Source organism: Cupriavidus sp. H19C3 (genome assembly GCF_049393815.1).
Lineage (GTDB): Bacteria > Pseudomonadota > Gammaproteobacteria > Burkholderiales > Burkholderiaceae > Cupriavidus.
Genome location: NZ_CP184985.1, coordinates 338,767 through 364,922, shown reverse-complemented (window position 1 = coordinate 364,922; position 26,156 = coordinate 338,767). Strand labels below are relative to the sequence as shown.

17 protein-coding genes and 2 tRNA genes are annotated in these 26,156 nt (G+C 63.6%); 3 read left to right on the top strand and 16 right to left on the bottom strand.

What is annotated here, in order from left to right:
• Positions 1 to 19: 19 nt before the first annotated feature.
• The 7 genes from DFLDMN_RS01745 to DFLDMN_RS01715 form a co-directional block, all read right to left on the bottom strand.
• On the bottom strand, positions 20 to 5,995 hold the full coding sequence (locus DFLDMN_RS01745; RefSeq protein ID WP_423196818.1) for an Ig-like domain-containing protein: 5,976 nt from the start codon (positions 5,993 to 5,995) through the stop codon (positions 20 to 22).
• Positions 5,992 to 12,447: an Ig-like domain-containing protein gene (locus tag DFLDMN_RS01740; RefSeq protein ID WP_423196817.1), complete on the bottom strand. Its 6,456-nt coding sequence runs from the start codon at positions 12,445 to 12,447 to the stop codon at positions 5,992 to 5,994. The genes DFLDMN_RS01745 and DFLDMN_RS01740 overlap by 4 nt, the downstream gene beginning before the upstream one ends.
• Positions 12,399 to 14,822 (bottom strand): Ig-like domain-containing protein, encoded by a 2,424-nt coding sequence (locus DFLDMN_RS01735; RefSeq protein ID WP_423196816.1) that lies wholly within the window; start codon positions 14,820 to 14,822, stop codon positions 12,399 to 12,401. Before DFLDMN_RS01735 ends, DFLDMN_RS01740 begins: the two co-directional genes overlap by 49 nt.
• A gap of 138 nt (positions 14,823 to 14,960) precedes the next feature.
• Positions 14,961 to 15,926 carry an OmpA family protein gene (locus tag DFLDMN_RS01730; RefSeq protein ID WP_423196815.1) on the bottom strand — a complete coding sequence of 322 codons (966 nt, stop codon included), beginning with the start codon at positions 15,924 to 15,926 and terminating at the stop codon, positions 14,961 to 14,963.
• Positions 15,927 to 16,144: 218 nt separating this feature from the next.
• Positions 16,145 to 16,363, bottom strand: coding sequence for a hypothetical protein (locus DFLDMN_RS01725; protein WP_423196814.1), 219 nt, complete (start codon positions 16,361 to 16,363; stop codon positions 16,145 to 16,147).
• A gap of 464 nt (positions 16,364 to 16,827) precedes the next feature.
• Positions 16,828 to 16,904: transfer RNA gene (locus DFLDMN_RS01720), tRNA-Arg, on the bottom strand.
• A gap of 101 nt (positions 16,905 to 17,005) precedes the next feature.
• Positions 17,006 to 18,262 carry a diguanylate cyclase gene (locus tag DFLDMN_RS01715; protein ID WP_423196813.1) on the bottom strand — a complete coding sequence of 419 codons (1,257 nt, stop codon included), beginning with the start codon at positions 18,260 to 18,262 and terminating at the stop codon, positions 17,006 to 17,008.
• A 432-nt stretch (positions 18,263 to 18,694) separates the two neighbouring features.
• Here DFLDMN_RS01715 and DFLDMN_RS01710 point away from each other — a divergent pair.
• Together DFLDMN_RS01710 and DFLDMN_RS01705 are read left to right on the top strand one after the other, a co-directional pair.
• A tRNA-Pro gene (locus DFLDMN_RS01710) sits at positions 18,695 to 18,771 on the top strand.
• 214 nt (positions 18,772 to 18,985) lie between these two features.
• On the top strand, positions 18,986 to 19,282 hold the full coding sequence (locus DFLDMN_RS01705; protein ID WP_423196812.1) for a hypothetical protein: 297 nt from the start codon (positions 18,986 to 18,988) through the stop codon (positions 19,280 to 19,282).
• A gap of 45 nt (positions 19,283 to 19,327) precedes the next feature.
• Here DFLDMN_RS01705 and DFLDMN_RS01700 read toward each other — a convergent pair whose 3' ends face one another.
• From DFLDMN_RS01700 to DFLDMN_RS01680, 5 genes are all read right to left on the bottom strand, one after another.
• Entirely contained in the window at positions 19,328 to 20,413 is a 1,086-nt protein-coding gene (locus tag DFLDMN_RS01700; RefSeq protein ID WP_423196811.1) for an acyltransferase family protein, read from the bottom strand.
• Positions 20,414 to 20,679: 266 nt separating this feature from the next.
• Positions 20,680 to 20,994: a hypothetical protein gene (locus DFLDMN_RS01695; RefSeq protein WP_423196810.1), complete on the bottom strand. Its 315-nt coding sequence runs from the start codon at positions 20,992 to 20,994 to the stop codon at positions 20,680 to 20,682.
• The gene (locus DFLDMN_RS01690; protein WP_423196809.1) at positions 20,991 to 21,488 is read right to left on the bottom strand and encodes a glycoside hydrolase family 104 protein; all 498 of its coding nucleotides are present in this window, start codon (positions 21,486 to 21,488) and stop codon (positions 20,991 to 20,993) included. The genes DFLDMN_RS01695 and DFLDMN_RS01690 overlap by 4 nt, the downstream gene beginning before the upstream one ends.
• Positions 21,469 to 21,759, bottom strand: a complete 291-nt coding sequence (locus DFLDMN_RS01685) for a hypothetical protein (RefSeq protein ID WP_423196808.1) — start codon at positions 21,757 to 21,759, stop codon at positions 21,469 to 21,471. The genes DFLDMN_RS01690 and DFLDMN_RS01685 overlap by 20 nt, the downstream gene beginning before the upstream one ends.
• Positions 21,756 to 22,118, bottom strand: coding sequence for a hypothetical protein (locus tag DFLDMN_RS01680; protein WP_423196807.1), 363 nt, complete (start codon positions 22,116 to 22,118; stop codon positions 21,756 to 21,758). Before DFLDMN_RS01680 ends, DFLDMN_RS01685 begins: the two co-directional genes overlap by 4 nt.
• Positions 22,119 to 22,200: 82 nt before the next feature.
• Here DFLDMN_RS01680 and DFLDMN_RS01675 point away from each other — a divergent pair.
• A protein-coding gene (locus DFLDMN_RS01675; protein WP_423196806.1) for an IS3 family transposase occupies positions 22,201 to 23,567 on the top strand; the annotation gives its coding sequence in 2 pieces (ribosomal slippage) (positions 22,201 to 22,678 and positions 22,678 to 23,567; 1,368 coding nt in all).
• Between the two features lie 286 nt (positions 23,568 to 23,853).
• On the opposite strand, the gene DFLDMN_RS01670 is transcribed toward DFLDMN_RS01675, so the two are convergent.
• From DFLDMN_RS01670 to DFLDMN_RS01655, 4 genes are read right to left on the bottom strand one after another with little or no spacing between them, the layout of a single operon-like run.
• A complete protein-coding gene (locus tag DFLDMN_RS01670; protein WP_423196805.1) occupies positions 23,854 to 24,231 on the bottom strand; it encodes a hypothetical protein in 378 nt (125 codons plus the stop codon).
• Between the two features lie 47 nt (positions 24,232 to 24,278).
• The gene (locus DFLDMN_RS01665; protein ID WP_423196804.1) at positions 24,279 to 24,464 is read right to left on the bottom strand and encodes a hypothetical protein; all 186 of its coding nucleotides are present in this window, start codon (positions 24,462 to 24,464) and stop codon (positions 24,279 to 24,281) included.
• Positions 24,465 to 24,474: 10 nt separating this feature from the next.
• The gene (locus DFLDMN_RS01660; protein ID WP_423196803.1) at positions 24,475 to 25,485 is read right to left on the bottom strand and encodes a hypothetical protein; all 1,011 of its coding nucleotides are present in this window, start codon (positions 25,483 to 25,485) and stop codon (positions 24,475 to 24,477) included.
• Positions 25,486 to 25,493: 8 nt separating this feature from the next.
• A complete protein-coding gene (locus DFLDMN_RS01655; RefSeq protein WP_423196802.1) occupies positions 25,494 to 26,156 on the bottom strand; it encodes a DUF2612 domain-containing protein in 663 nt (220 codons plus the stop codon).

Below are 26,156 nucleotides of genomic sequence, written 5' to 3'. Positions count from 1 at the left end.
TCCGCCTTCGACCGCCCGGCTACATCAGGGTCACATGGACCCGTTCGTCGGTCAGCACTTCATTGGCGCCCGAGATATAGGCGTGATAACCGATACCGCCGACGACCTTGGTACCCGCATCGGTCCAGGCGGTGCCGGCTCCGGACACGAGTTGCACGCTGTCGGTGGCATCTCCGCGCACCACCATCTGGCGGTTGCCATCGGTGGCAACGAGATCCGTCCCACCCATCCGCTTGACGTCGTCTTCGTGGACCACAAGCGCATTCCCGCCATTGGTGCCGAGGTCGATGATCTCGAAGCCGGTGACACGGTTGCCCAGCGCCTTCAGGTCGAGCGTCGCGCCGTGACCGTCCATGACCAGGGTGTCCACTCCGGTGCCGCCGTTCACCGCAAGGAAATTGGTGCTGGCCAGGCGCACCGTATCGGCGCCGTCTCCACCGTTCACGTAGTCGGCCGCACCGATGTCCGCGATCGTGTCGTTGCCCCTGCCGCCGACCAGCAGGTCCTTGGCGGACGTGGCGGTCAAGACGTCGTCTCCCGCGGTGAAGGACTGCGTGAATTGCGGGATGTAGTAGTAGATGTTCAGCACGCCGGCGTTGGTGCCGTTGGCGTCGTCGCCATCGGCCGTCACGGCTACATCCGACAAGCCATCTCCGTTCCAGTCACCGATCGTCACGCCGCTGCCGAGCAACGCATTGGCGAACGCACCGCGATAGACCAGTCCCTTGGATGGATCATCGACGACCTCCTTGATGGACCACACGGAGGCGTCGAATCCGCCTTCCCGGCCATATACGACATAGGCGGCACCGGCATCGTCGCCGGTGCCGCGTCCTGGCCGGTCCGCATTGGTGGCACCGATGACGAAGTCGCCGATTCCGTCGCCATTGACGTCGCCTAACGCGCGAATGCCGGAGCCGAAGCGCTCGAGGGTGCTGCTCTGCGTCTGCTGGTTCTGCTGATAGGTCGTCCCGGGGCCCGACGGCGGGCTGGATTTCTCATTGACGATGAGGAAGCCGTGCTCACTGGTGAAGTTGGTGCCCCGATAGCCGACCTGGGCGTTCTGCGTGTTGTAGGCATCGAGATAGAGATCCGATGCGTAACCGCCCTGCTTGCCATAGATGACCCAGACACGTCCGGGATCTCCCGGCTCGGAGTACGACGCCGCGAGCGCAAAATCGCCAACGCCGTCGCCGTTGATGTCGCCCAGCGCCTGGATGGCGTTACCCGATTCGTTGGCCGTTGCCGACCCCAGCCACTCATAGTGCTGGGCATGGATACGTATCCCGTCGGTCGCCGCAAGCGTGTTGAGATCGATCTGCGACGGCAGCCCGCCTGCGCGGCCGTAGATCAGGAATGCGGTGCCAGCGGATCCCCCATAACCGTAGGACATCACATTTTCCGCGCGCGGGTCGCTGATGACAAAGTCGTCGACCCCGTCGCCATTGACATCGCCGACGGTGTTGATGCAGTCGCCCAGGTCCACGCTGCGGACACCCTGGACGTTGGCCACCCCCATGGTGCCGGCATACGGGGCACTGATGACCGTGCCGCGGATGCCGGCGGGAAACTGCCACGTGCTGGTCTCGCCCGCCGGCCATACCATGGTGATGTTGTGCCAGCCGGTGCCAGTGCCGTCTCCGGCGCCGCCATAGAGCAGGAAGCCCTCCCCGCGCGCACTGTCGCCCGCCTGCCGGTTGCCGATCAGCAGATCCTTGTATCCGTCGCCGTCAAAATCTCCACCGCCGCCGGCGCCGATGCCGAACCAGCTGTCCTGCCCACGCGCGGTTGCGGTCGACCCGGGATTGCGGATGACAAAGCCGTGTGTGTTGTCGCCCGCGTCGATCGCGTTCAGGTCGAGCGTGCCGGCCTGCCAGGCGTTGGTCTGGTTGCCGAAGATGACATAGGCCTTGTCTTGCCAGTGCGACGCCAGCACAACGTCGTCGTAGCCATCGCCATTGAAGTCGCCGATCGGATTGATTGCCGTGGCCATGCGGTCGCCCGCACGCGACCCCAGGATCTTCAGACCGGTCGTCGGCGTTACCTCGCCGATCGTGTGAATCTTCGGCAGACCGCCCGGCGTGCCGTAAAGGATGTAGGATGCACCGCTATTGGCGCGGCCGGGGGTGTCGGCCCATTGGGAGGTGACCAGCAGGTCGTCGATGCCATCGCCATTGAAGTCGCCGGCCGTCGTGACATCCCACCCGAGCTGGAAGCCGGCAGTGTCACCGTGAATCTGTTGCGGCTCGTCCACGGCGATGACAAGTCGCGCGTCGTTGCCGTCCAGCGATGCGACGGTGCCCGCAGCGCCGCTGGTGGCTACCGCCGACGCCATGAGTTTGTATGTGCCAGGCGGCAGCGAAGGGATCGAGGCCGACCAGTTGCCGTCGGCCTCCACTGCGATATTGGCGGCGAGGACCCGGTCTTCACCATCCATGACGTTATTGCCGTTGGCGTCTTCGAAAACCGTGACCGTCAGCGCGTCGAGTGCGTGGGAGCCCGATGCCACCTGCCCCTGGACGGTGGGCGTGATCTCGGAAGTCCGGTTGTCGGTCGACGACACGCCGGTATCGCTGTCCGCAGCCAGGTCCAGCGTAACAAGATTGGTCGGCCCGCGATTGTCGACGGTGATGGCCTGCGCCGTCTCTTCGCCATTGACGCCGGCCGCGCTGACCACGCGTGCGTGCACGGTGTATGTGCCATCCGCCAGCGTGCTCGCCGCATTGTCAAAAGACCAGTTCAGTCGATCGGCGTCCACAGTGGCCATCTGCCACGACGCACCGTCGTCCAGCGACACTTCGACGGTATGGCCGGATGCCAGCGCGCTCGCCAGTACGCCGTGAATCACGAGCGTGCGGTCCGTGGTGACAAAGTCGCTGTCGCTGCCGCCGGTATCGTCGCTGATGCCGGTGATCGCCGGCGTCGACATCGGCGCTGACTTGTCGATGACGATAGTGTATGGCGGGCTGTGCGGAGAGGCGTTGCCCGCCGCATCCATTTCCACCGCGCTGAGAATGTTTTCTCCGGGCAGCAGCGGCACCGTGGGTACCATCGACCATCTGCCGTCGGCGCCGGCCATGGCCGTGCCAATGTCGCGCGCCCCGGCGCTGTCCGTCACATGGATCGTCACCAGGCTCCCCGCCGCGGCGGTTCCTTCGATGGTAGGCGTGTCATCGTCCGTGACCCCGCCTACCACGATGGATCCGACGATGCGCCCCACGTCATCGCTCACGTCGGTAATGGCCAATGAGGCGCCGTCGGGACTGGTGTAGTCGGTGACAATGGCAAACTGCGACGACGGCGCACTCGCATTGCCTGCCGCATCGACCGCGGTTACGGTAAAGGCGTGCGCTCCTTCGGCAAGCGGCTCGGCGGGTGTAAATGACCAGATGCCATTATCGTCGGCGATGGCCTGGCCGATCTTTGCTCCGTTGTCATGGATATCGACCACCGCACCCGCCTCGGCCTGTCCGCTTAGCGCCGGACGGTCGTCATCGGTTGCGTCACCGGCCGCCAGCTCGCCCCGAACGATGCCCACGTCATCGCTGATGGCATCGATGGTTGGCATCGACGGTGCCGTGGTGTCCACCGTCAAGGCAAACGCCGGTGTCGGATCGCTGACGTTCTGGTTCAGGTCCGTTGCCGTCGCCGTGATGCTGTGCACGCCTTCGCTCAACGCCGTCGGCGGCGTAAAGCTCCACGCCCCGTTTGCGTCCACCACCGTCGTGCCCAGCGCGGTGCTTCCGTCATACACCGTGATCGTGCTGCCGCTCGTGCCGGTACCGTTGATCTGCGGCGTCGCGTCGTCGGTCATTCCCTCCGGCACGATGTTCCCCGTTATCGTGCCCACGTCGTCGACGATTTCCGCGATCTGCACCAGCACCGCGCTCGTGTCCAGCGTCACGTTCAACGCCGCGCTCGCCTCGCTGCGGTTGCCCGCCGCATCCACCACCACCGTCGTGAACGCATGCGCCCCATCGGCCAGGGCCTCCGCCGGCTCCAGCCGCCAGGTGCCATCCTCCGCCACTTCGACCTGCCCGATCAGCGTGCCGTTGTCATACACCTCCACCGTGCTGCCCGCTTCCGCCTGGCCGCCGAACTCGGGGCGGCTGTCATCGGTCACGCCGCCATCGCTCAGCGCCCCCTGCGCGGCCCCCACGTCGTCCGTCACCGTCAGTCCCGTCACCCCGGCTGGCGCCGTGGTATCCACTGTGAATGGCAGCGATGACGAGGCCTCGCTCGTGTTGCCCGCCGCATCCGTACTCGTCACCGTCAGGCTGTGGTCGCCATCGGCCAGTGGCGTCTCCGGCGTAAAGCTCCACGCGCCATTTTCATCGGCGGTCACCGTACCGATCTTCGTGTCGTTGTCGTAGAGATCGACCGTCGCACCCGCTTCGGTCGTGCCGGCCAGCGTGGGTGTGGCATCGTCGGTCACGCCTCCGGATGGTATGGCGCCGGTTGTGGCGCCCACGTCGTCGCTCAGCTCGCCGACAGCGGGGGCCTCGGGAATCGATGTATCGACAGTGAACGTCACCGGCGCGGAAGCCTCGCTTGTGTTGCCCGCGGCATCCGTGCTCGTCACCGTCAGGCTATGGTCGCCATCGGCCAGCGGGGTCTCCGGCGTAAAGCTCCACGCACCGTTTTCATCGGCTGTCACCGTGCCGATCATCGTGTCGTTGTCGTACAGCTCGACTGTCGCACCCGCTTCGGTCGTCCCGGCCAGCGTGGGCATGGCATCGTCGGTCACACCTCCGGATGGGATGGCGCCGGTCGTGGCGCCCACATCGTCGGTCAACCCCGAGATCGCCGGCGCCGATGGCACGGTCGTGTCGACCGTAAAGGCCAGCGGTACGGATGCCGCGCTCGCGTTGCCTGCCGCGTCCGTGCTCGTCACCGTCAGGCTATGATCGCCATCGGACAGCGGCGTCTCCGGCATGAAGCTCCACGCGCCGTTTTCATCGGCGGTCACCGTGCCGATCTTCGTATCGTTGTCGTAGAGATCGACCGTCGCGCCTGCTTCCGTCGTGCCGCTCAGCGTCGGCGTCGTATCGTCGGTGGCGCCTCCGGCCACCACTGCACCTGTCATGGCACCGACGTCGTCACGCAAGACAGGGATGGATGGCACCTCCGGCGCGGTCGTATCCACCGAGAATGCCACGGGTGCCGACGGATCGCTCATATTGCCTGCGCCATCCGTCGTGGTCACCACCAGGCTATGTTCGCCATCCGATAAACCGACTTCCGGCGTAAAGCGCCACGCACCGCCCTCGTCCGCGATCACGATGCCGATCTTCTCGCCGTTGTCGTAGATGTCGACCGTTGCACCTGCTTCCGTCGTACCGGTCAGCGTCGGTGACGCATCGTCGGTCACGCCTGCGGCCAGTATGGCGCCTGTCGTGGCGCCCACATCGTCGGTCAGTGCCGAGATTGCCGGGGCCGCCGGCACCGTCGTGTCCACCGTAAAGGCCAGCGGCGCCGATGGATCGCTCGTATTGCCCGCCGCGTCCGTGCTCGTTACCGTCAGGCTATGATCCCCCTCGGTCAGGGGCGTCTCCGGCGTAAAGCTCCACGCGCCGTTTTCATCGGCGGTCACCGTACCGATCTTCGTGTCGTTGTCGTAGAGATCGACCGTCGCACCGGCTTCGGTCGTGCCATTCAGCGTCGGCGTCGTATCGTCGGTGACGCCGCCCGCGGGCACCGGTCCCTGGTCCGCACCCACATCGTCGCCGAGTCCCGCAATCGCGGGCGCGACCGGTGCCGTGGTGTCCACCGTGAAGGCAAACACCGGTGTCGGATCGCTGACGTTCTGGTTCAGATCCGTTGCCGTCGCCGTGATGCTGTGCACGCCTTCGCTCAACGCCGTCGGCGGCGTAAAGCTCCACGCCCCGTTTGCGTCCACCACCGTGGTGCCCAACGCGGTGCTTCCGTCGTACACCGTGATCGTGCTGCCGCTCGTGCCGGTACCGTTGATCTGCGGCGTCGCGTCGTCGGTCACCCCTCCGGCACGATGTTCCCCGTTGTCGGGCCCACATCGTCGACGATCTCCGCGATCTGCACCAGCACCGCGCTCGTGTCCAGCGTCACGTTCAACGCCGCGCTCGCCTCGCCGCGGTTGCCCGCCGCATCCACCACCACCGTCGTGAACGCATGCGCCCCATCGGTCAGTGCCTCCGCCGGCTCCAGCCGCCAGGTGCCATCCTCCGCCACTTCCGCCTGTCCGATCAGCGTGCCGTTGTCATACACCTCCACCGTGCTGCCCGCTTCCGCCTGGCCACCAAACTCGGGGCGGCTGTCATCGGTCACGCCGCCATCGCTCAGCGCCCCCTGCGCGGCCCCCACGTCGTCCGCCACCGTCAGTCCCGTCACCCCGGCTGGCGCCGTGGTATCCACTGTGAATGGCAGCGATGACGAGGCCTCGCTCGTGTTGCCCGCCGCATCCGTACTCGTCACCGTCAGGCTGTGGTCGCCATCGGCCAGTGGCGTCTCCGGCGTAAAGCTCCACGCACCGTTTTCATCGGCGGTCACCGTACCGATCTTCGTGCCGTTATCGTAGAGATCGACCGTCGCACCCGCTTCGGTCGTACCGGCCAGCGTGGGTGTGGCATCGTCGGTCACGCCTCCGGATGGTATGGCGCCGGTCGTGGCGCCCCCGTCGTCACTCAGCCCGTCGATGGCGGGGCTTTCTGGCACCGTGACGTCGATCGCAAACGCAATTGCAGCCGATGGCTCGCTGACGTTGCCCGCGGGGTCCGTGGTTGTTACGGTCAGACTGTGATCGCCCTCGGCCAGCGCTGTCTCCGGCGTAAAGCTCCATGCGCCAGTGTCGTCGGCCGTTACCGTGCCGATCTTCGTACCGTTGTCGTAGAGTTCGACTGTCGCGCCCGCCTCTGTCGTACCGGTCAGCGTCGGGGTCGCGTCGTCGGTTACCCCGCCGGCCGGCACAAGCCCCGTGGTGGCGCCAACGTCGTCGGTCGCCCCCGCGATGGCCGGGATGGCGGGGGCGGTCGTGTCCAGCGTGAAGGCCAGAGGTGCCGACGCCTCGCTCGTATTGCCTGCTTCATCCGTCGTCGTCACTGTCAGGCTGTGCGGTCCCTCGGCCAGCGGCGTCTCCGGCGTAAAGCTCCAGTTTCCCGCATCGTCGGCCATGACGGTGCCAATCTGCTCTCCATTGTCAAAGATGGCAATCCGTGTGCCCGGCTCCGCGGTGCCATTCGAAGTGGGAGTGGCATCGTCGATGATGCTGCCGTCCGCAATGGGGCCTCGGACCGGGCCCACGTTGTCGGTGAGGCCGTCGATGACCGGTACCGCTGGCGCAATGGTATCGACCACAAACAGAAACGGCGCGGTAGGATCGCTCACGACACCGCGCTCGTCCGTGGTGGTCATCGTGATACTGTGCTCACCATCGTCCAAAGGCGTGGCAGGTGTGAAGGACCATGCTCCAGTATCGGCAGCTGTCACCGTGCCGATTCTTTCTCCATCGTCATAAATATCGACGGTAGCACCTGGCTCCGTCGTGCCAATGAACGTTGGCGTGGCATCGTCGGTCCGACTGCCCTCGGGGATAGCGCCGCGGTCTGTTCCCGCGTCATCGATCACTTCCGAAGTGACGGGTCCCTCGAGCACCGCGGTGTCGACGGTGAATGTCACGGCTGCGGTGGGCGCGCCGGTATTGCCGGCAGCGTCGGTCGCCGCCACTGTCACGCTATGATCGCCGTCGGTCAACGGAGTCTCCGGCGTGAAGCTCCACGCGCCGGTCTCGTCAGCGGTTACCGTGCCGATCTTCGTGCCACCGTCATAGATGTCGACCAGCGCCCCGGCCTCGGTAGTTCCGCTGAGGGTCGGGGTGTTATCGTCAGTGACGCCATCGGACAACACCGGGCCTTGCAGCGGACCCGCATTGTCGAGCAGTTCGCCGATGGTTGGGGCAGCCGGTGCGGTCGTATCGACGATCAGATCGAAGGGATCGCTGGCGGCGCTGCTGTTGCCCGCGAAGTCGACCACAACGAAGGTAAACGAATGTTCGCCCTCCGTCAGCGGTGTCGCCGGAAGCCAACCCCACTCGCCGCCCGCACCCACGACCGCGCCGCCGATCTGGACGCCATTGTCGAACACCTCGACCAAGGTGAGCGGTTCGGCCTCGCCGTGGAATTCAGGTCGGGTATCGTCAGTGACATCGCCGCTGACCAGTATGCCCGTGCGCGCGCCTGCGTCATCCGCCGCGAGCAAACCTGTGATCGGACCAGGCGCCACGGTGTCGACCAGCACGCTCCAGCTCGCGCTCGGTACGCTGGTCTGTCCGACGGGGTTGGTCGCCGTAGCGGTGAACACATGCGTGCCATCGTCCAGGCCCGTCGCAGGGATGAAAGTCCAGTTGCCGTTTTCGTCTACCGTCGTGCTTCCGAGTAGCGTGTCTCCGTCGAACACATTGATCGTGCTACCCACGTCTCCAGTGCCACCGATGGTGGGCAACGTATCGTCGGTCAGCCCGCCTCTCAAGACCGTGCCGGTGAACTGCCCAACGTCGTCTTCAATGCTTGCAATGACGGGCGCCGCCGGTACGGCGGTATCGACCACGATGACATAGGCAGCGCTGGGGCTCGTCGCATTGCCGGCCTCGTCCACCTCTACCGCCGATATGCTGTTGCTGCCGGTATTGAGCGGCACCTCAGGCTGCAGCGACCAAGCGCCATCCTCGCCGACGGTGGCACGTCCGATCTCGCGGGCACCGCCAGGGTCCGTGACGGACACGATCACCGTGTCGCCGGCGGTACCGGTACCCTGGATCACGGGACTGGCGTCGTCCGTCGTGAGGCCGTTATCCACATTGCCCGTGACTGTGCCAACGTCGTCCAGTACCCCGGTGATGGCTAGCTGGGAGACGTCGGGCGGTGTGGTGTCCACGGTGAATGCCACCGGTGTCGATGGTTCACTGACATTGCCGGCCGCGTCGGTCGCCGTCGTCGTCACGCTGTGCTCGCCTTCTGCCAGGGGTGTCTCCGGCGTAAAGCTCCAGGCACCAGTTTCGTCCGCCGTGACTGTGCCGATCTTCGTACCGTCGTCGAAGACGTCCACCGTCGCACCGGCCTCCGTCGTGCCGGTAATCGTCGGGGTCGTGTCATCGGTGACCCCATTTGCGGGAATTTGACCCGTGATCGGGCCGGCGTCGTCCGTCGCTCCGGCAATGATCGGCGTGGTCGGCGCCGTCGTGTCGACCGTGAATGCTACCGGTGCCGACGGATCGCTGACATTGCCCGCAGCATCGGTGGTGGTGACCGTCAGACTGTGGTCGCCATCCGCCAGGGGCGTCTCCGGCGTGAAACTCCAGGCGCCAGTTTCATCGGCGGTCACCGTACCGATCTTCGTGCCGTCGTCGTAGACGTCCACCGTCGCACCAGCCTCCGTCGTGCCGGTAATCGTCGGTGTCGCATCATCAGTGACCCCATTTTCCGGGATCTGTCCGGTCGTTGCGCCCACATCGTCGGTCGCTCCGGCAATGACCGGCGTGGTCGGTGCCGTCGTGTCGATCGTCAACGCGACAGGATCGGATGGATCACTGACGTTACCGGTTGAATCCGTGGTCGTCACCGTCAGACTGTGGTCGCCTTCTGCCAGAGGTGTCTCCGGCGTGAAGCTCCACGCGCCGGTTTCATCGGCAGTTACCGTGCCGATCTTGGCGCCGTTGTCGTAGACATCGACGATGTCGCCTGGCTCGGTGGTACCACTCAACGAAGGGGTCGTGTCGTCGGTGGCTCCGTCGGCGGGAATTTGACCTGTGATCGGGCCGGCGTCGTCCGTCGCTCCGGCAATGATCGGCGTGGTCGGCGCCGTCGTGTCGACCGTGAATGCTACCGGTGCCGACGGATCGCTGACATTGCCCGCAGCATCGGTGGTGGTGACCGTCAGACTGTGGTCGCCATCCGCCAGGGGCGTCTCCGGCGTGAAACTCCAGGCGCCAGTTTCATCGGCGGTCACCGTACCGATCTTCGTGCCGTCGTCGTAGACGTCCACCGTCGCACCAGCCTCCGTCGTGCCGGTAATCGTCGGTGTCGCATCATCGGTGACCCCATTTTCCGGGATCTGTCCGGTCGTTGCGCCCACATCGTCGGTCGCTCCGGCAATGACCGGCGTGGTCGGTGCCGTCGTGTCGACCGTGAATGCTACCGGTGCCGACGGATCGCTGACATTACCCGCAGCATCGGTGGTGGTGACCGTCAGACTGTGGTCGCCATCCGCCAAGGGCGTCTCCGGCGTGAAGCTCCAGGCGCCAGCGTCATCCGCCGTGACTGTGCCGATCTTCGTACCGCTGTCGTAGACGTCCACCGTCGCACCGGCCTCCGTCGTGCCGGTGAGCGTCGGCGTCGCGTCATCCGTGGCCCCACCTGCGGGAATCTGCCCGGTGATCGGGCCGACGTCGTCCGTCGTGCCGGCAATGATCGGTGTCGTCGGCGTGGTCGTGTCGACGGTGAATGCCACCGGCGCCGACGGATCGCTGACGTTGCCTGCTGCGTCAGTGGTGGTGACCGTAAGGTTGTGGTCCCCATCCGACAGAGGCGTCTCCGGCGTAAAGCTCCAGGCGCCGGTCTCATCGGCGGTTACCGTACCAATCTTCGTCGTGCCGTCATAGACATCGACCGTCGCCCCGGCTTCCGTAGTGCCATTCAACGTTGGGGTTGCATCGTCGGTCACACCATCGGCGGGAACTGGCCCCGTCGTGATACCGACATCGTCCGTTACGTTACCAATGACCGGTGCCGCCGGCACAGTCGTATCTACCGTAAACGCCACTGCGGCCGACGAATCACTGACGTTGCCTGCAGCATCGGTGGTGGTGACCGTCAGACTGTGGTCGCCATCTGCCAGCGGTGTCTCCGGTGTAAAGCTCCAGGCACCGGTCTCATCGGCTGCGACCGTGCCGATCTTCGTGCCGTTGTCATAGACGTCGACGGAGGCACCGGCCTCGGTCGTACCGTTCAACGTCGGCGTCGTATCGTCAGTCAAACCATCGGCGGGAATCTGACCGGTAATCGCGCCTGCATCGTCCGTCGCCCCTGCGATGGCCGGCGTCGTCGGCACGGTGGTGTCGACGGTGATTGCTATGGGTGCCGACGGCTCGCTGACGTTTCCGGCGGGGTCGGTGGTGGTGACCGTCAGGCTATGGTCACCATCCGCCAGCGGCGTCTCCGGTGTAAAGCTCCATGCGCCGGTCTCATCGGCTGTGACCGTGCCGATCTTCGTGCCGTTGTCGTAGACGTCGACGGTGGCACCAGCCTCGGTCGTACCGTTCAACGTCGGCGTCGTATCGTCGGTTACGCCATCGGCGGGAATGGAGCCGGTCATCGTGCCGGCGTCGTCCGTCGCCCCTGCGATGGCCGGCGTCGCCGGCACGGTGGTGTCCACGGTGATTTCTATCGGAGCCGACGGCTCGCTGACATTGCCGGCGGGGTCGGTGGTGGTGACCGTCAGGCTGTGCTCGCCGTCCGCCAGCGGCGTCTCCGGTGTGAAGCTCCATGCGCCGGCGTCATCGGCCGTGACCGTGCCGATCTTCGTGCTGTTGTCGTAGACGTCGACGATGGCACCAGCCTCGGTCGTACCGTTCAACGTCGGCGTCGTATCGTCGGTTACGCCATCGACGGGAATGGAGCCGGTGATTGTGCCGGCATCGTCCGTCGCCCCTGCGATGGCCGGCGTCGTCGGCACGGTGGTGTCCACCGTGATTGCTATCGGTGCCGACGGCTCGCTGACATTGCCGGCCTCATCGGTCGTCGTTACCGTCAGGCTGTGCTCGCCGTCCGCCAGGGGCGTTTCCGGTGTGAAGCTCCATGCGCCGGCGTCATCGGCCGTGACCGTGCCGATCTTCGTGCCGTTGTCGTAGACGTCGACGGTGGCACCAGCCTCGGTCGTACCGTTCAACGTCGGCGTCGTATCGTCGGTTACGCCATCGGCGGGAATGGAGCCGGTGATTGTGCCGGCATCGTCCGTCGCCCCTGCGATGGCCGGCGTCGTCGGCACGGTGGTGTCCACCGTGATTGCTAGCGGTGCCGACGGCTCGCTGACATTGCCGGCCTCATCGGTCGTCGTTACCGTCAGGCTGTGTTCGCCGTCTGCCAGGGGCGTTTCCGGTGTGAAGCTCCACGCGCCGGCGTCATCGGCCGTGACCGTGCCGATCTTCGTGCCGTTGTCGTAGACGTCGACGATGGCACCAACCTCGGTCGTACCGTTCAACGTCGGCGTCGTATCGTCGGTTACGCCATCGGCGGGAATGGAGCCGGTGATTGTGCCGGCATCGTCCGTCGCCCCTGCGATGGCCGGCGTCGTCGGCACGGTGGTGTCCACCGTGATTGCTATCGGTGCCGACGGCTCGCTGACATTGCCTGCGGGGTCGGTGGTGGTGACCGTCAGGCTGTGCTCGCCGTCCGCCAGGGGGTCTCCGGTGTGAAGCTCCATGCGCCGGTCTCATCGGCTGTGACCGTGCCGATCTTCGTACCGTTGTCGTAGACGTCGACGGTGGCACCGGCCTCCGTCGTACCGTTCAACGTCGGCGTCGTATCGTCGGTTACGCCATCGGCGGGAATGGAGCCGGTGATTGTGCCTGCATCGTCCGTCGCCCCTGCGATGGCCGGCGTCGTCGGCACGGTGGTGTCCACCGTGATTGCTATCGGTGCCGACGGCTCGCTGACATTGCCGGCCTCATCGGTCGTCGTTACCGTCAGGCTGTGCTCGCCGTCCGCCAGCGGCGTCTCCGGTGTAAAGCTCCATGCGCCGGTCTCATCGGCTGTGACCGTGCCGATCTTCGTGCCGTTGTCGTAGACGTCGACGATATCGCCCGGCTCCGTGGTGCCATTCAACGTCGGCATCGTATCGTCGGTTACACCATCAACGGAAATGGTGCCGGTAATCGAACCCACGTCATCCGTTGCCCCGGCAATTACCGGCTTGGGCGGCAAGCCGGCATCCACGGTGAATTCAACCGGGGCCGAAGGATCGCTGACGTTGCCGGCCTCATCGGTCGTCGTTACCGTCAGGCTGTGCTCGCCTTCGGCCAGTGGCGTGGCGGGGGTAAAGCTCCAGGCACCGGTCTCGTCCGCTATCACCGTGGCGATCTTTGTACCGTTGTCGTAGATGTCGACGATATCCCCTGGCTCTGTGGTGCCGTTCAGCGTGGGCGTGGTGTCATCGGTCGTACCTCCTGCCGGCACCGGCCCCGTGTCCGTCCCCGCGTTATCGATCGCGTCTTCCACGACGGGCGCTGCCGGGACCACGGTATCCACGGTGAATGCAAACGTCCCGGACGGGGGACTCGTATTGCCGACCTCATCGGTGGCAGTCACCGTCATGCTGTGCAATCCATCCGACAACGGCGTCATCGGCACAAAAGTCCACCTGCCGGTTTCGTCAGCGGAGACCGTACCAATTTTCATGCCGTTGTCGTAGATGTCGACCATGACACCGTTCCCGACACCGACACCGCCGCCGAGGCCCCCACCCGTCGTATCGATGGTCCCCGATATCGTTGGTCGCGCATCGTTGGTCTCGCCTCCATTGGTCACGGACCCTGTGACATTGCTGACGTCGTCGAGCACGGTGACGATTGCAGGCGTCAGCGGCATCGCGGCGTCGATCACCACCGGCAACGTCATCGTGGAGGCATTCCCTGCCGGATCCTGCTCAGTAATGACGATGGATTGCGGACCCTCGGGCAACGCAGTCTGTGGCGTCACAGACCATGTTCCGTCCGGAGCCACCGTCGTGCGTTGCACCTCGCCACCGGGAAACATGACCGCGACCGTATCTCCAGGCTCGCCGGTGCCCGCGATCGTAGGGGTCGGCTGATTTGTCGTCATGCCGTCTGCTGCATTTGCCACCGTCGCCGCGGGCGTGGCGGGTGCCACGGTATCGACCACCACGCTGACCACCGGAACCGGCGCACTCGGCAAGGTATCCGGCCCTTGCTGGGTCACGTTGATATCGTGGCTGCCATCGGATAGCGGCGCCGGCGGCTGGAACGACCAGGATCCATCCGGCGCAACGGTGGTGGTACCGATTGCCTGCGTGCCGTCATACACGGTGATCGTATAGCCAGCGATGCCGGTACCGCTGATCACTGGCCTGGCATCATCGCTGACGGACTGATCGGTGAGCACGCCCCGCGTGTCCCCGACCTGATCCAGCGCCTGCGCATTGGTCGGTGGCGCGGCGGTCGGCTTCTGCCCTCCGCCTCCGCTGCTGCTTCCACTGCTGCCACCGCCTCCCGCAACGGCCGCGATGACACCACCGGCCACGGCGAGGCCGCCGAATCCCCACAGCCACCAGGGAACGGGTTGATCGGAGTCGGACTCTTCGGACTTTTCGCCTTTTTCGGACTTTTCGGACTTTTCGGACGCTTCGGACGCTTCGGACGATCCATCGCCAACGTCCTTGTCATCGATGGCCTCGGCCGGACTCACTGGGTTTCCGCCCAGCGCCATCGCTGTCATCTGGCCGTCGGGCAACGCCGCCGAATCCGAGCTCGCATTCGTCGGCACGTAGCGATATAGCTCGCCGTCCTCCGATACGCCATAGATGCCAGCCGCTTCCGTCAACGCGTAGTAATCTTCCAGCGTCAGCGCCGGCAATGGGTCGCCCTCCAGCGCGACCTGCAGGTCGTCTCCCACGCGCTCTAGAGTGACGTTCTCAGGAGAGACGTCGGCATCGACATCTTTCAACACATAGTGGACACCGCCCACTGCCTTGATCTTCACGGGAGCGTTGCGGTCGATGCGCAGGGTCTTGCCCGGCATGGTTCCCGATGTGCTGATCATCACCTCTGCGACCTTGGACATACGTCACACTCCATCCCGCGCACAATCGCGCGACACCAGCGCTACCGAACCCCTGCCGACTCCCGGCCAGTAGCCACCGTCACCGATGCGACCACGGCGCTGGCGGCAAGCGTCGTATCGTCGGGCGACATAAGCAACTCACGGCATGCGATTCACCCGAATCTCCACGCGGCGATTCGGCGCGTTGCAATCGATACGCGCCGAGAACTTCCCGCGCTTCGGACACGACACCAAGGGCTGGCTACTCCCCACGCCATTGGCGACGATGATGTTGGCCGGCACGCCGTTCTCGACAAGCACGCGACGGACAGTTTCCGCACGGGCTTCAGACAGTCTCTGGTTGAAAGCCGCAGGTCCGATGGGATCCGCGTGACCCCGCACCGAAACACGGACGTCCGTGGCATCGCCCACCTTCTGCCGGATCTGCCCGGCGATATTGCGAAGATCGGCCCGTCCGGCCTGCGTCATGCTGCCCAGATCCGACCTGGCAAACGCAAACAACATGTCGCCCGCAAGCGTGAAGTCCGGCTTTTCCGGCGACTCGCCGGTACAGGGCACGGCGGCGCTGGCGCGGCTCAGCACATAGCGCTGCTCTCGCACGCTGGTGAGCATGCGTTCGGCTTCGGGGCGCTGGTACAGCATCGCGCGCGTCCTGCCGTCTTCCGACACCGCAGCGAAGTAGGTTTTCCCACCTGCCAGATCGACCTTTTCGCCGGGGCTCGCCTTGCCGGCATAGGTGGGCGCATCGCCGATGTAGGCCTCGAGCGTATGGCCACCCGGCGTGGTGCAGAAGCGATTGAAGCCACCGGGCATCAACGCGGTCTGGAACTCGCCGTCCAGGTAGATGTGTGCGGGCTGCGAGCGCGCAGCACTACTCGGCAACGACGGTCGGAAGAACACGATCTGCGCCTGGTCCGCCGCGGCAGCGGGTACCGGCGCATAGACCGGGCCCTCCATTGCCGTGGCCAACGACGCTGGCGGGCCGAGATCGACCTCGGCGGCAAAGGCGATGCCCGCCTGCGCCACAGTAGACGTGGACGAAACCAGCCAGACCGCGCAGCCGATGGCGCAGCGCCGGAGGGAAGCAATCTCATGTGGTTTCATGTCATGCTCCATGCGCGCCTGGGCGCTAGATCTGCGTTACATGCACCCTGTCATCCACCAACAGTTCGCTGGTGCCAAACGTGAAAACGTGATACGAAACGCCATCCACGGTTTGCGTGCCGGCGTCCGTCCACGTACTCCCGGTCGGTTTGCGAAGATTCACGCTGTCCTGCGCGTCTCCCGAGACGACAAACTGTGTTCTTCCGTCATCAACAACCTCATCGCCCCAAGTCGCCGGCGATGGCCGCTCCCACACCGGCGAGCAACAGCCACGGCGGCATCCCCCACAAACCCGCGCTCTCGCTCTGCGTCGGAATCAGCGATTCGGCCGGGCCGAGCGGCTCGCCCCCCAGGGCCAGCGGTGCCATCTGGCCATCGGGCAACGCGAGAAATCCCGTGCTCGCATCGGGATTTCTGCGTTCCTTGACATCGCACATTCTCCGGCGACGACTTTATTAAAATCGACTTCTCACCAATGACAGGTGAAATTCTTATTCTTTTTGTCGACGGCAATTTATCTCGACAGCCTTGCATGAAAAATAGCAATGCCGCGTCAAAAAGCAAGCGTCCATCACTCCGGAAGCTTCCCCACAGGCTGATTTCCTGATTTTTATCGAAAGATTAAATGTCTAAAAAACATTTATGAAAATTTTTCAGACAATATTCACCCGCATCAAATTCAATGTCAGGTGATTTGTTTTATCTATTTTCAACAACAGGATTTACGTGCGAACATGAGTGGAAGCGACCGAAGCAGGCAAGACAGGCATTGCCCGTCAATGGCCGCCAATGCGGCGACACGGGAAATCGGCAGCGGGAGAGGAGAAAGCAGCGGAAACGATGAAGCGGAGGGTCGCGGCAGGATGCCGAAACCCGCCGGAGCGGGAGTATGCGGATGCAGTGGCCCGCCCTAGAGGATTCGAACCTCTGACCACTCGCTTAGAAGGCGAGTGCTCTATCCAACTGAGCTAAGGGCGGCCGGTGGTGAGGCCCGCATTCTACCGTAGGTCGCGGGCGGCAAGAAGACCACCTCCCTGGCGCGCCCGGCTGCCGGACGTGAGCCGGCAGCGCGCGACACCTCAGGAGGCCTCGCGCTCGCCTTCCCTCACGCGCGGTCGGCGCGGCATGCCAACGCCTTCGCCAGCGTCGTGCGACGACACGCAGTTGCGTCCCATCTGCTTGGCATCGTAGAGCGCGCGGTCGGCGCGGCGCATGACAGCATCGGCGTTTTCGCCAGCGCGCCATTCCGCCATGCCGATGCTGACGGTGTAGGCAATCGGGTCGGGTTCCGACGGGCATGGCGTCGCGCGGACCAGCGTATTGAGGCGCAGGCTTGCGGCGCGGCCGGTTTCCATCGAGGTGCCGGGCATGACGACGGCAAACTCCTCGCCGCCCAGGCGACCCAGCACGTCCTGCGGCCGCGCGGACTTCCGGAGCAGGCCGGCAAAGTGCCGCAGCACGCTGTCACCCGCCATATGACCGTAGAGGTCGTTGATGGCCTTGAAGTGATCGAGGTCGACAAACGCCACCGTCAACGGCTGGCGCGAACGTTCCGCTTGTGCGCACGCTGCCTCGAGTTCTTCCCAGAACGCCCCGCGCGACAGCACGTCGGTCAGGTCGTCATGCCGTGCGCGCCGCTCCAGCATGCGGCGCAGGCGATCATGCGCCATCAGCGCAAAACTGACCGAGAGGCCAACCACGCCAAACACGAGCAGCACGATCAGGCCATCGTGCGGCAGCGCGGTGCGCAGCGCACGCTCTTCGATCAGCGCCGCTACCGCCGGCGACAGCGACAGGCCCACCGCGCCGGTGCAGGCCAGCGCTATCAGGATCAGCGAGAGCGCGGCCAGCCGGCCAGTGCCGCGTTTGAAGCGCAGGCGCGGCACGGTCACGCGGACCAGCTCGAGCAGCAACAGGATCTGGATTACCGAGGCGGCCAGCGCCAGCCCCGCGACCACGGGTTCAGGGTTGCCGGCCGCGGCCGGCATGAGAGCGGAGTCGAGCGCGTGCACGCCGTACGCCGCGAGACCGGGCACGTTGAGCGCCAGCAGCAACCTGGCCCGGCCGGGCCGGCCAAAGAAATGACGCGTACCGTAAACCATCATCGACAGACCCGCGCTCAGCACAAGCTCCGGCAGCGCATCGAGCGGCCATTCCGGGCGCATCATATGCATGGCCAGCAGGACCACCGCGAATGCCACGGTGAGGTCGCCGATCGCCCATGAGGTCAGCCCGCTGCGATCCATGCCCGTGGAACGCCGCAGCACGGCGCAGACGACCGCCATCTGCAGCGCGAACAAGCCCGCGATCAGCACTACCACCTGCGACTGAAACATCTTCTTTCCCGTTCACCAAGGCCCCGACAAGGCTCCGCGCCGCGCTGCCGTCCTTCTGTTACGGCCTGCGATGGGCCGCCATATCGTTTCCGCCGGTTCCGGATGCGCGCCCGCGCTCCTGCACACACGCAGGGCGAGCCTTGCTCAGGCAACGGACATGCCGCCGCGTCGCTCGCGACGGCAGGCGTGCCATTGTTGTGATTGTCGGGACCGGGTCCGGATGAGATCTGCATGCGCCCCGCAAGATTGCGCGGAGCATCGGACCCTAGCGGTGTGCGGATTATCTCAGCGCAACGCACCAAGTCAAGCCAAAATTTCAGATCGGGAAAGGGCCGCCAGCCTCGCCCTGGCAACAACTGTGCGGCACCTCCATCCATGAGGCGCACGCCGCAATTGACCCGCCGGTCGCCAAGAGGCTACAATCGCCGGCTTCGGAGCGTAGCGCAGCCTGGTAGCGCATCTGATTTGGGATCAGAGGGTCGTAGGTTCGAATCCTATCGCTCCGACCAGTTTTTGCAGTGTTTTGCCGTTTTAGATCAAGGGCTTACCCCCACAAGGGGTGAGCCCTTTGTCTTTCCGTTCCAACGCTTTCCAATATCCCGGTTAGCGTGCTTCCAAAATACAGTGCCCCATACAGCACTGTAAAAATAAACAGGTGACGTCCGTTCTGAGAGAGGTACGGCAGCTATACACTGTATGCCCATACAGTAATCGGTGTGCACCATGGGCAACAGCAAGCTAGCGCAGGGCTGCCAGTTACCGGCCCACGATACGGCCGGCGAGCGCCAGCCCGACAGCGAGAATGGAATCCTCTCACTGGTCCCCGGTGACCTGATCTCCAAGGGCCTGGCCACCCTTCCCCCGGCATCCATGCCCGGCGCGGATCGGCATGAGGTCGAGATCGATGCCGGCCCGCTTGGCCGGGTCAGGCTGTCGGTCGAGCGCAAACGGGTAAAGCACGGGCGGCATTCGCACTACTACTGGTCTGCCTGGCGCGCCGACGCTCCGACCAGAAGCTGATACCTCAGAATCGAATTGAAGCCGCCGCGCCGCGGTCGGATACTGTCATTCCCCTGAAGTCATTCGCGCCGCCGTAATACCATGCGGCGCTTTTTTTAGCCTCGCTACGGCGCCCTCTATCCTGTGTCCTACGCGGATCATCGGCTTCTCGACGTAGCGGTACAGGAAGTCGGCCACGATCAGCCCGAACGCCAGGACGATGAGCATGAACTCGAAATTCCACTGGCGCCAAATGGCGAAGCCGGACGCCGCCTCGGCAACCGAGATCTGGATCAGGTAGAGGGAATAGGACCGGTCGCCCACGAACTTGAATGGCTTGCTGGACAGCACCTTGCGCGGCAGCCCGTCACCGAGGATCGCCGGCAGAAGCAGGCAGACCATTAGGCCATACAGGTTGTCGAAAGGTCCGTCATTGGGATTGCCCATCCAGTTGCGGATATCGGTCAAATAGAACTGCATGACCGCAAAGGCGACGCACACCGACGTGCTCACGACGGGTGTGGTCAGCGGCTGTACGATGCGGTACAAGCGACGGTCGTGCATGACCATCGCCAGCAGCGCGCCAGCCAGCAGAACGCTGTAATGCGCCGGGCCGACGAAGTGGCCGCGCCACGTGCATACCAGCACGATCATCGTAAAGATGCCGATGGCGAATCGCGAGCGCGGGCCGCGCGCGACCACGAATGCGAGGAATGGCCACAGCAGGTAGAACTTCCACTCGATACCGAGCGTCCAGGTGATGCGCCACGAGGTCGCACCGAACTGCTCGTTGTTGAAGGTGAGGTAGTACGGCAGCGCCTTGACCAGCGTGTCCCACCGCTCGCCGCCCATGTTGAATGCCTGCCACAGCAGAACGGCGAAGATCAGGTAGTAGACCGGGAAAATCCGGAATGCGCGGCGGACGTAGAAGTTGATCAGGGAGACGGAACCAGTGTCGTCATGCTCACGCAGCAGAAGCGTGGTGATGAGAAATCCGCTCAGGACAAAGAAGATCTGCACGCCGAGCCAGCCCATCAGGAAGTCTCCGGACTTACCGGCGTAGTGATTGACCAGCACCAGCGAGACCGCGATGGCACGCAGGCCTGTCAGGGAATCGAAGTACCGGGCCCTCCGGAATTCGTCGTATGTCATGGAGTTGGCGCCACAATGCAAAAAGTGGCACATTCTTCCATGTCATCATTGTTTCATCAATGGTAGGAACCCCACACATTCAAGACAAACGAGTCTACTTCCCCTTTGGTTTCCAGCCGCAGACCTTGGCGCCGGCCACGTTGTGGGCGAGGATCGCCTTGGCCGTGTCGTCGGACAGCACGTCCGACTTGCTCACGAGGATAGGCTTCGTCCAGTCGCAGCCGGTGTCCACGACGCGCGTGCGGGTAACAACCTGGGGATCGGGCTCAGTCGCGGGACCATTCGCTGCGCAGGCGCTCAGCAGACTCGCCAGGAGCGCCAGCAGCAATGTCATTTTCCACATGGGTTCTCTCCTTGGCCGCTTCGGCGCCGACGCGCGCCGCCACGGCATTGGCTTCAGCTTCGGACTTTTCGACGTTGGCGACCTTGGTATCGGCCTCGGCCGCTTTCTGGGCCGCCTGCGCGTCCGTCGTCTGCGCCTGCTTGTGGCGCGCCCAGCCGGCAAGCAAGCCGCCGGCCGCGACAATGGCGCCGAGCAGCGCTGGCCACAGCTTCGCGACAATGGCAAATAGCGCGGTCATGACAGTCGTCCCCCGGCCTTCTTGTACTCGGCGATCAGGAAATCCACCGAGTGTTCGCGTTGCCCATAGCCCGCCCCCGGCAGACTGGCCCATTCTTTCCGGCACTTGTCCACTGCCACCGCAATGCGCCCGGCTTTGACGTCTTCCAGCGCGCCGCGGCGTCGGATCAGGTAGATAGCGACCAAATCCTGCGATAGCGGACTGAAGTCTGGCACCTTGCACGCGCGGCTCGCCCAGTCCCACGTGTCGGTGCGAATGACGTTGGGGATCGCGGCCATGATCTGATAGCGACCCGCGGCGTCCGACCAACCCCAGCGCGTCTTGATCGCAATGCGCGGATGCTGGCTGTAGTCAGGAAACAGCGTGCCACCCACTATGACGTTGTAGCCATCGTCGCTATTCGCCCGAGTGGACGTGTCCTCGCTGTATCCGATGAGATCCAGAAATGCGCACACGTTCTGGCCACCAGCAGCGTCAGGTGTGATCCGCGGCATCGTCGCCCCCCTTGTTCCGGAACAGCCGGCGGAACGCATCCATGACCGCAGCCTGGCTGATCAGCCGCGCGGCCACGGTCAGCAGCACGCCCACCAGCGGCGCCAGTTGCTCGCCGTGCTTCGGAAACAGCGCGATGAAACCCGGCGCCAGGTCGGGCCAGCGCTCGGCCACCACCGGCACTGCGGCCAGCAGCGCGGCGGTGAGCACGCCAACCCAGACCGACCACCACCGTTTGATCGCCGACCACTCGTCGGCCAGGAATTTCGTCATCGCGTCCACCGTTTGATGTCGGGCCGCGCGCCGGCGGCGTTGTCCATGAGGTAGCGACGGATGTCCTTGACATCGTTGCTGACCACGTTGAGCTGTTCTTTCATGTCTGCGCCCATTGCACGCAGCTGCTGCGATGTGTCGTCACGCGTCTGGCGGATGTCGGATTCGACTCGGGCGAACCGCCGTTCGTGTTCCTGGTCGGTCTGCTTGAGTGCTGCGACATCGCGCACCACGCCGAAATAGGCGAAAGCGAGCGCGATCCCTCCGCCGATGACGCTGCCAAGCAGCGTCTGCAGATTGATGGTCGTGTCTATCCATCGGGGCTTCTTCTCCGCTCCCGTCGTTGTGCTTTCTGCCATGAGACCCCCGGAAATGAAAAAGCCCGCTTGTTGAACTGCACCCCAAGAGTTGGACACTGATCCAACCCTTGGGGTGTTTTTCATGGCGAAGCACGACGAGCAATTGAAGCTCAGAGTAGTAAAGCGATATCTGGCCGGAGGTATAGGCTTTAGGGAGCTAGCGCGGGAGTATGGGGTGGGCCGTACGCTGGCCCGCGAGTGGGTTGCGCTGCATGAGCTTCACGGTCGACGCGGGTTACGACGCAAGGGGCACAGCAAGTACAGCGCGGAATTCAAGCTGGCGGTGCTTGAAGGCATCCAGCGGGACAACCTGTCGCAATCTGAGGCGCGAGCGATCTGGGGGATTCGTGATCCGGGTGCCATCAGCCGTTGGGAGCGCCAGTATCATGAGGGTGGTCTGCCTGCACTATTGCCTCGTCCCAAGGGACGTCCCCGGAAGATGCCGAACTCATCACCACCCGAACCCATTGCGCCGGAATCCGAACAGGACCAGCGTACCCGTGAGCAGTTGCTCAAGGAGAACGAATACCTGCGCGCGGAGGTGGCGTACCTAAAAAAACTCGATGCCTTGATTCGAGCGGAGCAGCGTCAGGCGCCGCGCGCAAAGCGCAAGTAGTACTCGAATTGAGGCAGCATCATCCATTGGCCGTTCTGCTGGCGGTGGCAGGACTGGCGCGCAGCACCTTCTACTATCAGCAGAAGGCCCTGCTGGCAGGAGACCGTTACGCTGAACTCAAGCAGCGCATTCGAGCGATCTATGAGCGCCATCGAGGCCGATATGGCTATCGGCGCATTACTGCGGCAATTCGGCAGGACGGCGAGGTAGTCAATCACAAGTTGGTCCGGCGCCTGATGCTGCAGTTGGGCCTGAAGTCGCTGGTACGACCGAAGAAATACCGCTCTTACCGGGGAGGGCTCGGACTGGCAGCTCCGAACCTGCTCAACCGACAGTTCGCCGCACAACGGCCTAACGAGAAATGGGTAACGGACGTAACCGAGTTCAACGTGAAGGGGCAGAAGTTGTACCTGTCGCCGGTCATGGATCTGTACAACGGCGAGATCGTCGCGTGGCAGAGTTCCACACGGCCCACGTTCGATCTGGTCAGCGGCATGCTGAAGAAAGCGATCTCACGCCTCAAGCGTAGTGAGCGGCCATTGTTGCATTCGGATCAGGGCTGGCAATATCGGATGCCCGCCTATCGACGGCTCCTGGGCAAAAAGGTCCGTCAGAGTATGTCCCGTAAGGGAAATTGCCTCGACAATGCCGCGATGGAAAGCTTCTTCGGAACGCTCAAGTCGGAGTTCTTCTACCTGAACGAGTTCGACAGCGTGAAGCAGTTGCAAAGTGGGATCCGACAATACATCCACTACTACAACAACGAACGTATCCGACTGAAGCTAAAAGGGCTGAGTCCCGTGCAGTACAGGACCCAGCCCTTGCAAGCCTAGTCTTCTTGAACCGTCCAACTTCTGGGGTTCAGTTCATGTGGCGGGCTTTGATACCTCTCACCGAAAATGGCGAGAATGCTGAAAGTGGTAGGATGATGGGCGCCGCGATGCTAGTGCGGCTCCGTTAGGAGTAAGAAATGTCTCAGAAAAAATACTCTGCCCCGCACCACCAGCCTCACGTAGCTAGCTCGACAGAAGCCTACGCAAAAATCTTCCTTGTAGGCGCCATCGTGGTTATAGCTGCAGCGACCGGCGTGATAGCGCTGGTGGCTTCGCACTTCCTTCTTTAACCTGCGCGGACGATGATGATCGTCCCAAGCAGCACTACCGCCGTTCCGACGACACGACCTACGGTGATGTTGTCTCGGAACAACCAGTAGCCAGCGACCAGCACGAAAAGGTAGATGAGGCCTGTGAACGGATACGCGTAGCTAAGCTGGAATTTCGTCAGTGCAAGCATCCAGGAAACGCCCGCCATGAACGTCGCGACAATGCTGGATAGCACCCACGGGTTCATAAGCAACTTCGCAATGAACCAGATCTTGTCTGCCGTACCAGTAGGCAACGGTCCTGCTGCCCCCACCTGCCATCGCATGATCATTTGGCTGTAGGCCGTAAACGCCACCATCGAGAGAATATAGGCGTGATCGAGCAGTCGGTTCACGGAAACAGCCCTCCGGGGAAAAGTTGGATTGTATCCCGGCCCAATACTCAGGGGTTCAGCAGTGCTGTGGGGTCGTGTTTGTCGTAGACCGCTTCGATGGCAGCCATCTGTGCATCGGTGATCGCGTCGGAGTAGAAGATGTCTCCTTCTTCCGACCATGAGAATGGCAGGCCCATGAGGCCGGCTACTTCAAGTTCGGCGGGGAAGGTGGGGCCGATGGCTTTCTTCGTCATTGCGATTTCCTCAGTTGTGCGGGGGGATGGAGAACGACAGCGAAGTCTGGCTCGAAGTGCCAGCCGATCCGCTCCACGTCCCCGTCACCGACCCAACCACGTTGCCGAAAAGGTTCGCTGTGTGTCGCCCTTCAGCGAGCCCGACCGCGAATTGCGTCAGTGCCGAACTATACGACGCGCCTGCCGCCGGCGGGGTCACCGTCGCAATGCCACCCGGAAGCACAGCATTGTCCACCGCGATGGTTGTTCCGGCAGAGAAGTTGGCGGTGCTGACGGAAACGCCTGATATGACCGAGATGGTGGGGATTTCTTTCGCCCACAGCAAAAATGGAGTAATGAGACTGGTGTTAATGTTGGTCGGCGTGGTGGAGGTGGTGGACGAGTTGGACGTCAGATTTTTGACCGTCGCATAGCCAGGGTCATTGGCCCACGACCGAACGGTAGCCTCGATCGACGTAGCGCCGAGCGCATAGGCCATGCCGACCAGGGCTTTCGTGTTGTCGCCGGTCATCACTTCGACGCCTGTCGCGTCAGTCGCGTGTCCGGTGGTGGATAGCTGCAGCACCAGCGAACCACTGACCAGCGTCGCATAGACGTAGTACAAGGTGTTGGTCGTCAGGGCTGCCGGCGTGTAGCTCACGCCACCATTAGGAATCGTGGCAATTCCTTGCCCAGGGATGAACACTTTGTTGCCGCGATATGGCGAGAGCAGCAGGTTTCCCGCGTTGTAGGAGAGTTGCCCTTGCGGCGCCGCATTCACTGGCAGCACGGCCTTCAGGTTGGACAGAATGGTCTCCGTTGAGCCGTCGTCCACCACGTCCTGCAAGCTGCGGTCTGCGATGAACTGCGCAAGCACTGCCGCCATAATGCTCGCCTGCCGCCACACCTTGTTGAGCTCGTCGGAGTGCGCTACTCCCGATTGAAAGCCGGTGAGGCGCGCGAGAAGCGCAGCGTATTCGGCCTGCGTAATCACGTTGGCCGCACCGTCGCCACCGAACGGCAGAAAGTCGTTTGTCGCCATGAGAGTCCTTACAGAGGGGTTCCCCACGCGCCAGCATCAAAGCCGGACACGAGGTCGTTTTCCATATCGAAGCCGAACAGCGGCGAGCCATCGACGCTCGTTACGATGACGATGTTGATACGCACGCCTTCTGGCTTGAGCGGGATGAGCCCGTTGCGCAGCAGCGCAAGAAATACAGCGGACGGGATGACGCCGGCAATGCCGATCGTCATGGACATGTCCTGGTTGTCCTGAATGAAGACGAAGGTGCCGCCCCCGAAAATAGAATCGAGGATCTCCTTCGAGGCACCCAGGGTGCCGTCCCAGTGGTTCGCTCCGATCTTCGCTCGGATCACCAGCCGGTACGTGTCATCGTCCAGCCGCGTCAGGCCAGCGTCCGGATCGAACGGGCCCTTCCAACTGCCTTGGTCAAAGCCGAGCGCCTCGGTATCGAATGAGAAGTAGACGTCGGTGAGAGGAAGCGGCACGTTGCGCGAGATGCCAACCCAGATGCCGATGGCATCGAGCTGGTCTCCCACCGCGCCGTCGAGGTCGAACTTGCCGGGCATGCTGGCCAGCAGATTCGCCTGGTCGACCATAGTGCCGGCCACGGCCGCTACCACGCCCATGAACTTCGGCTTCTGGTTGTGCTCGCTCGTGACCAGCCCGGTGTAATCGCTGATGTCTGCCAT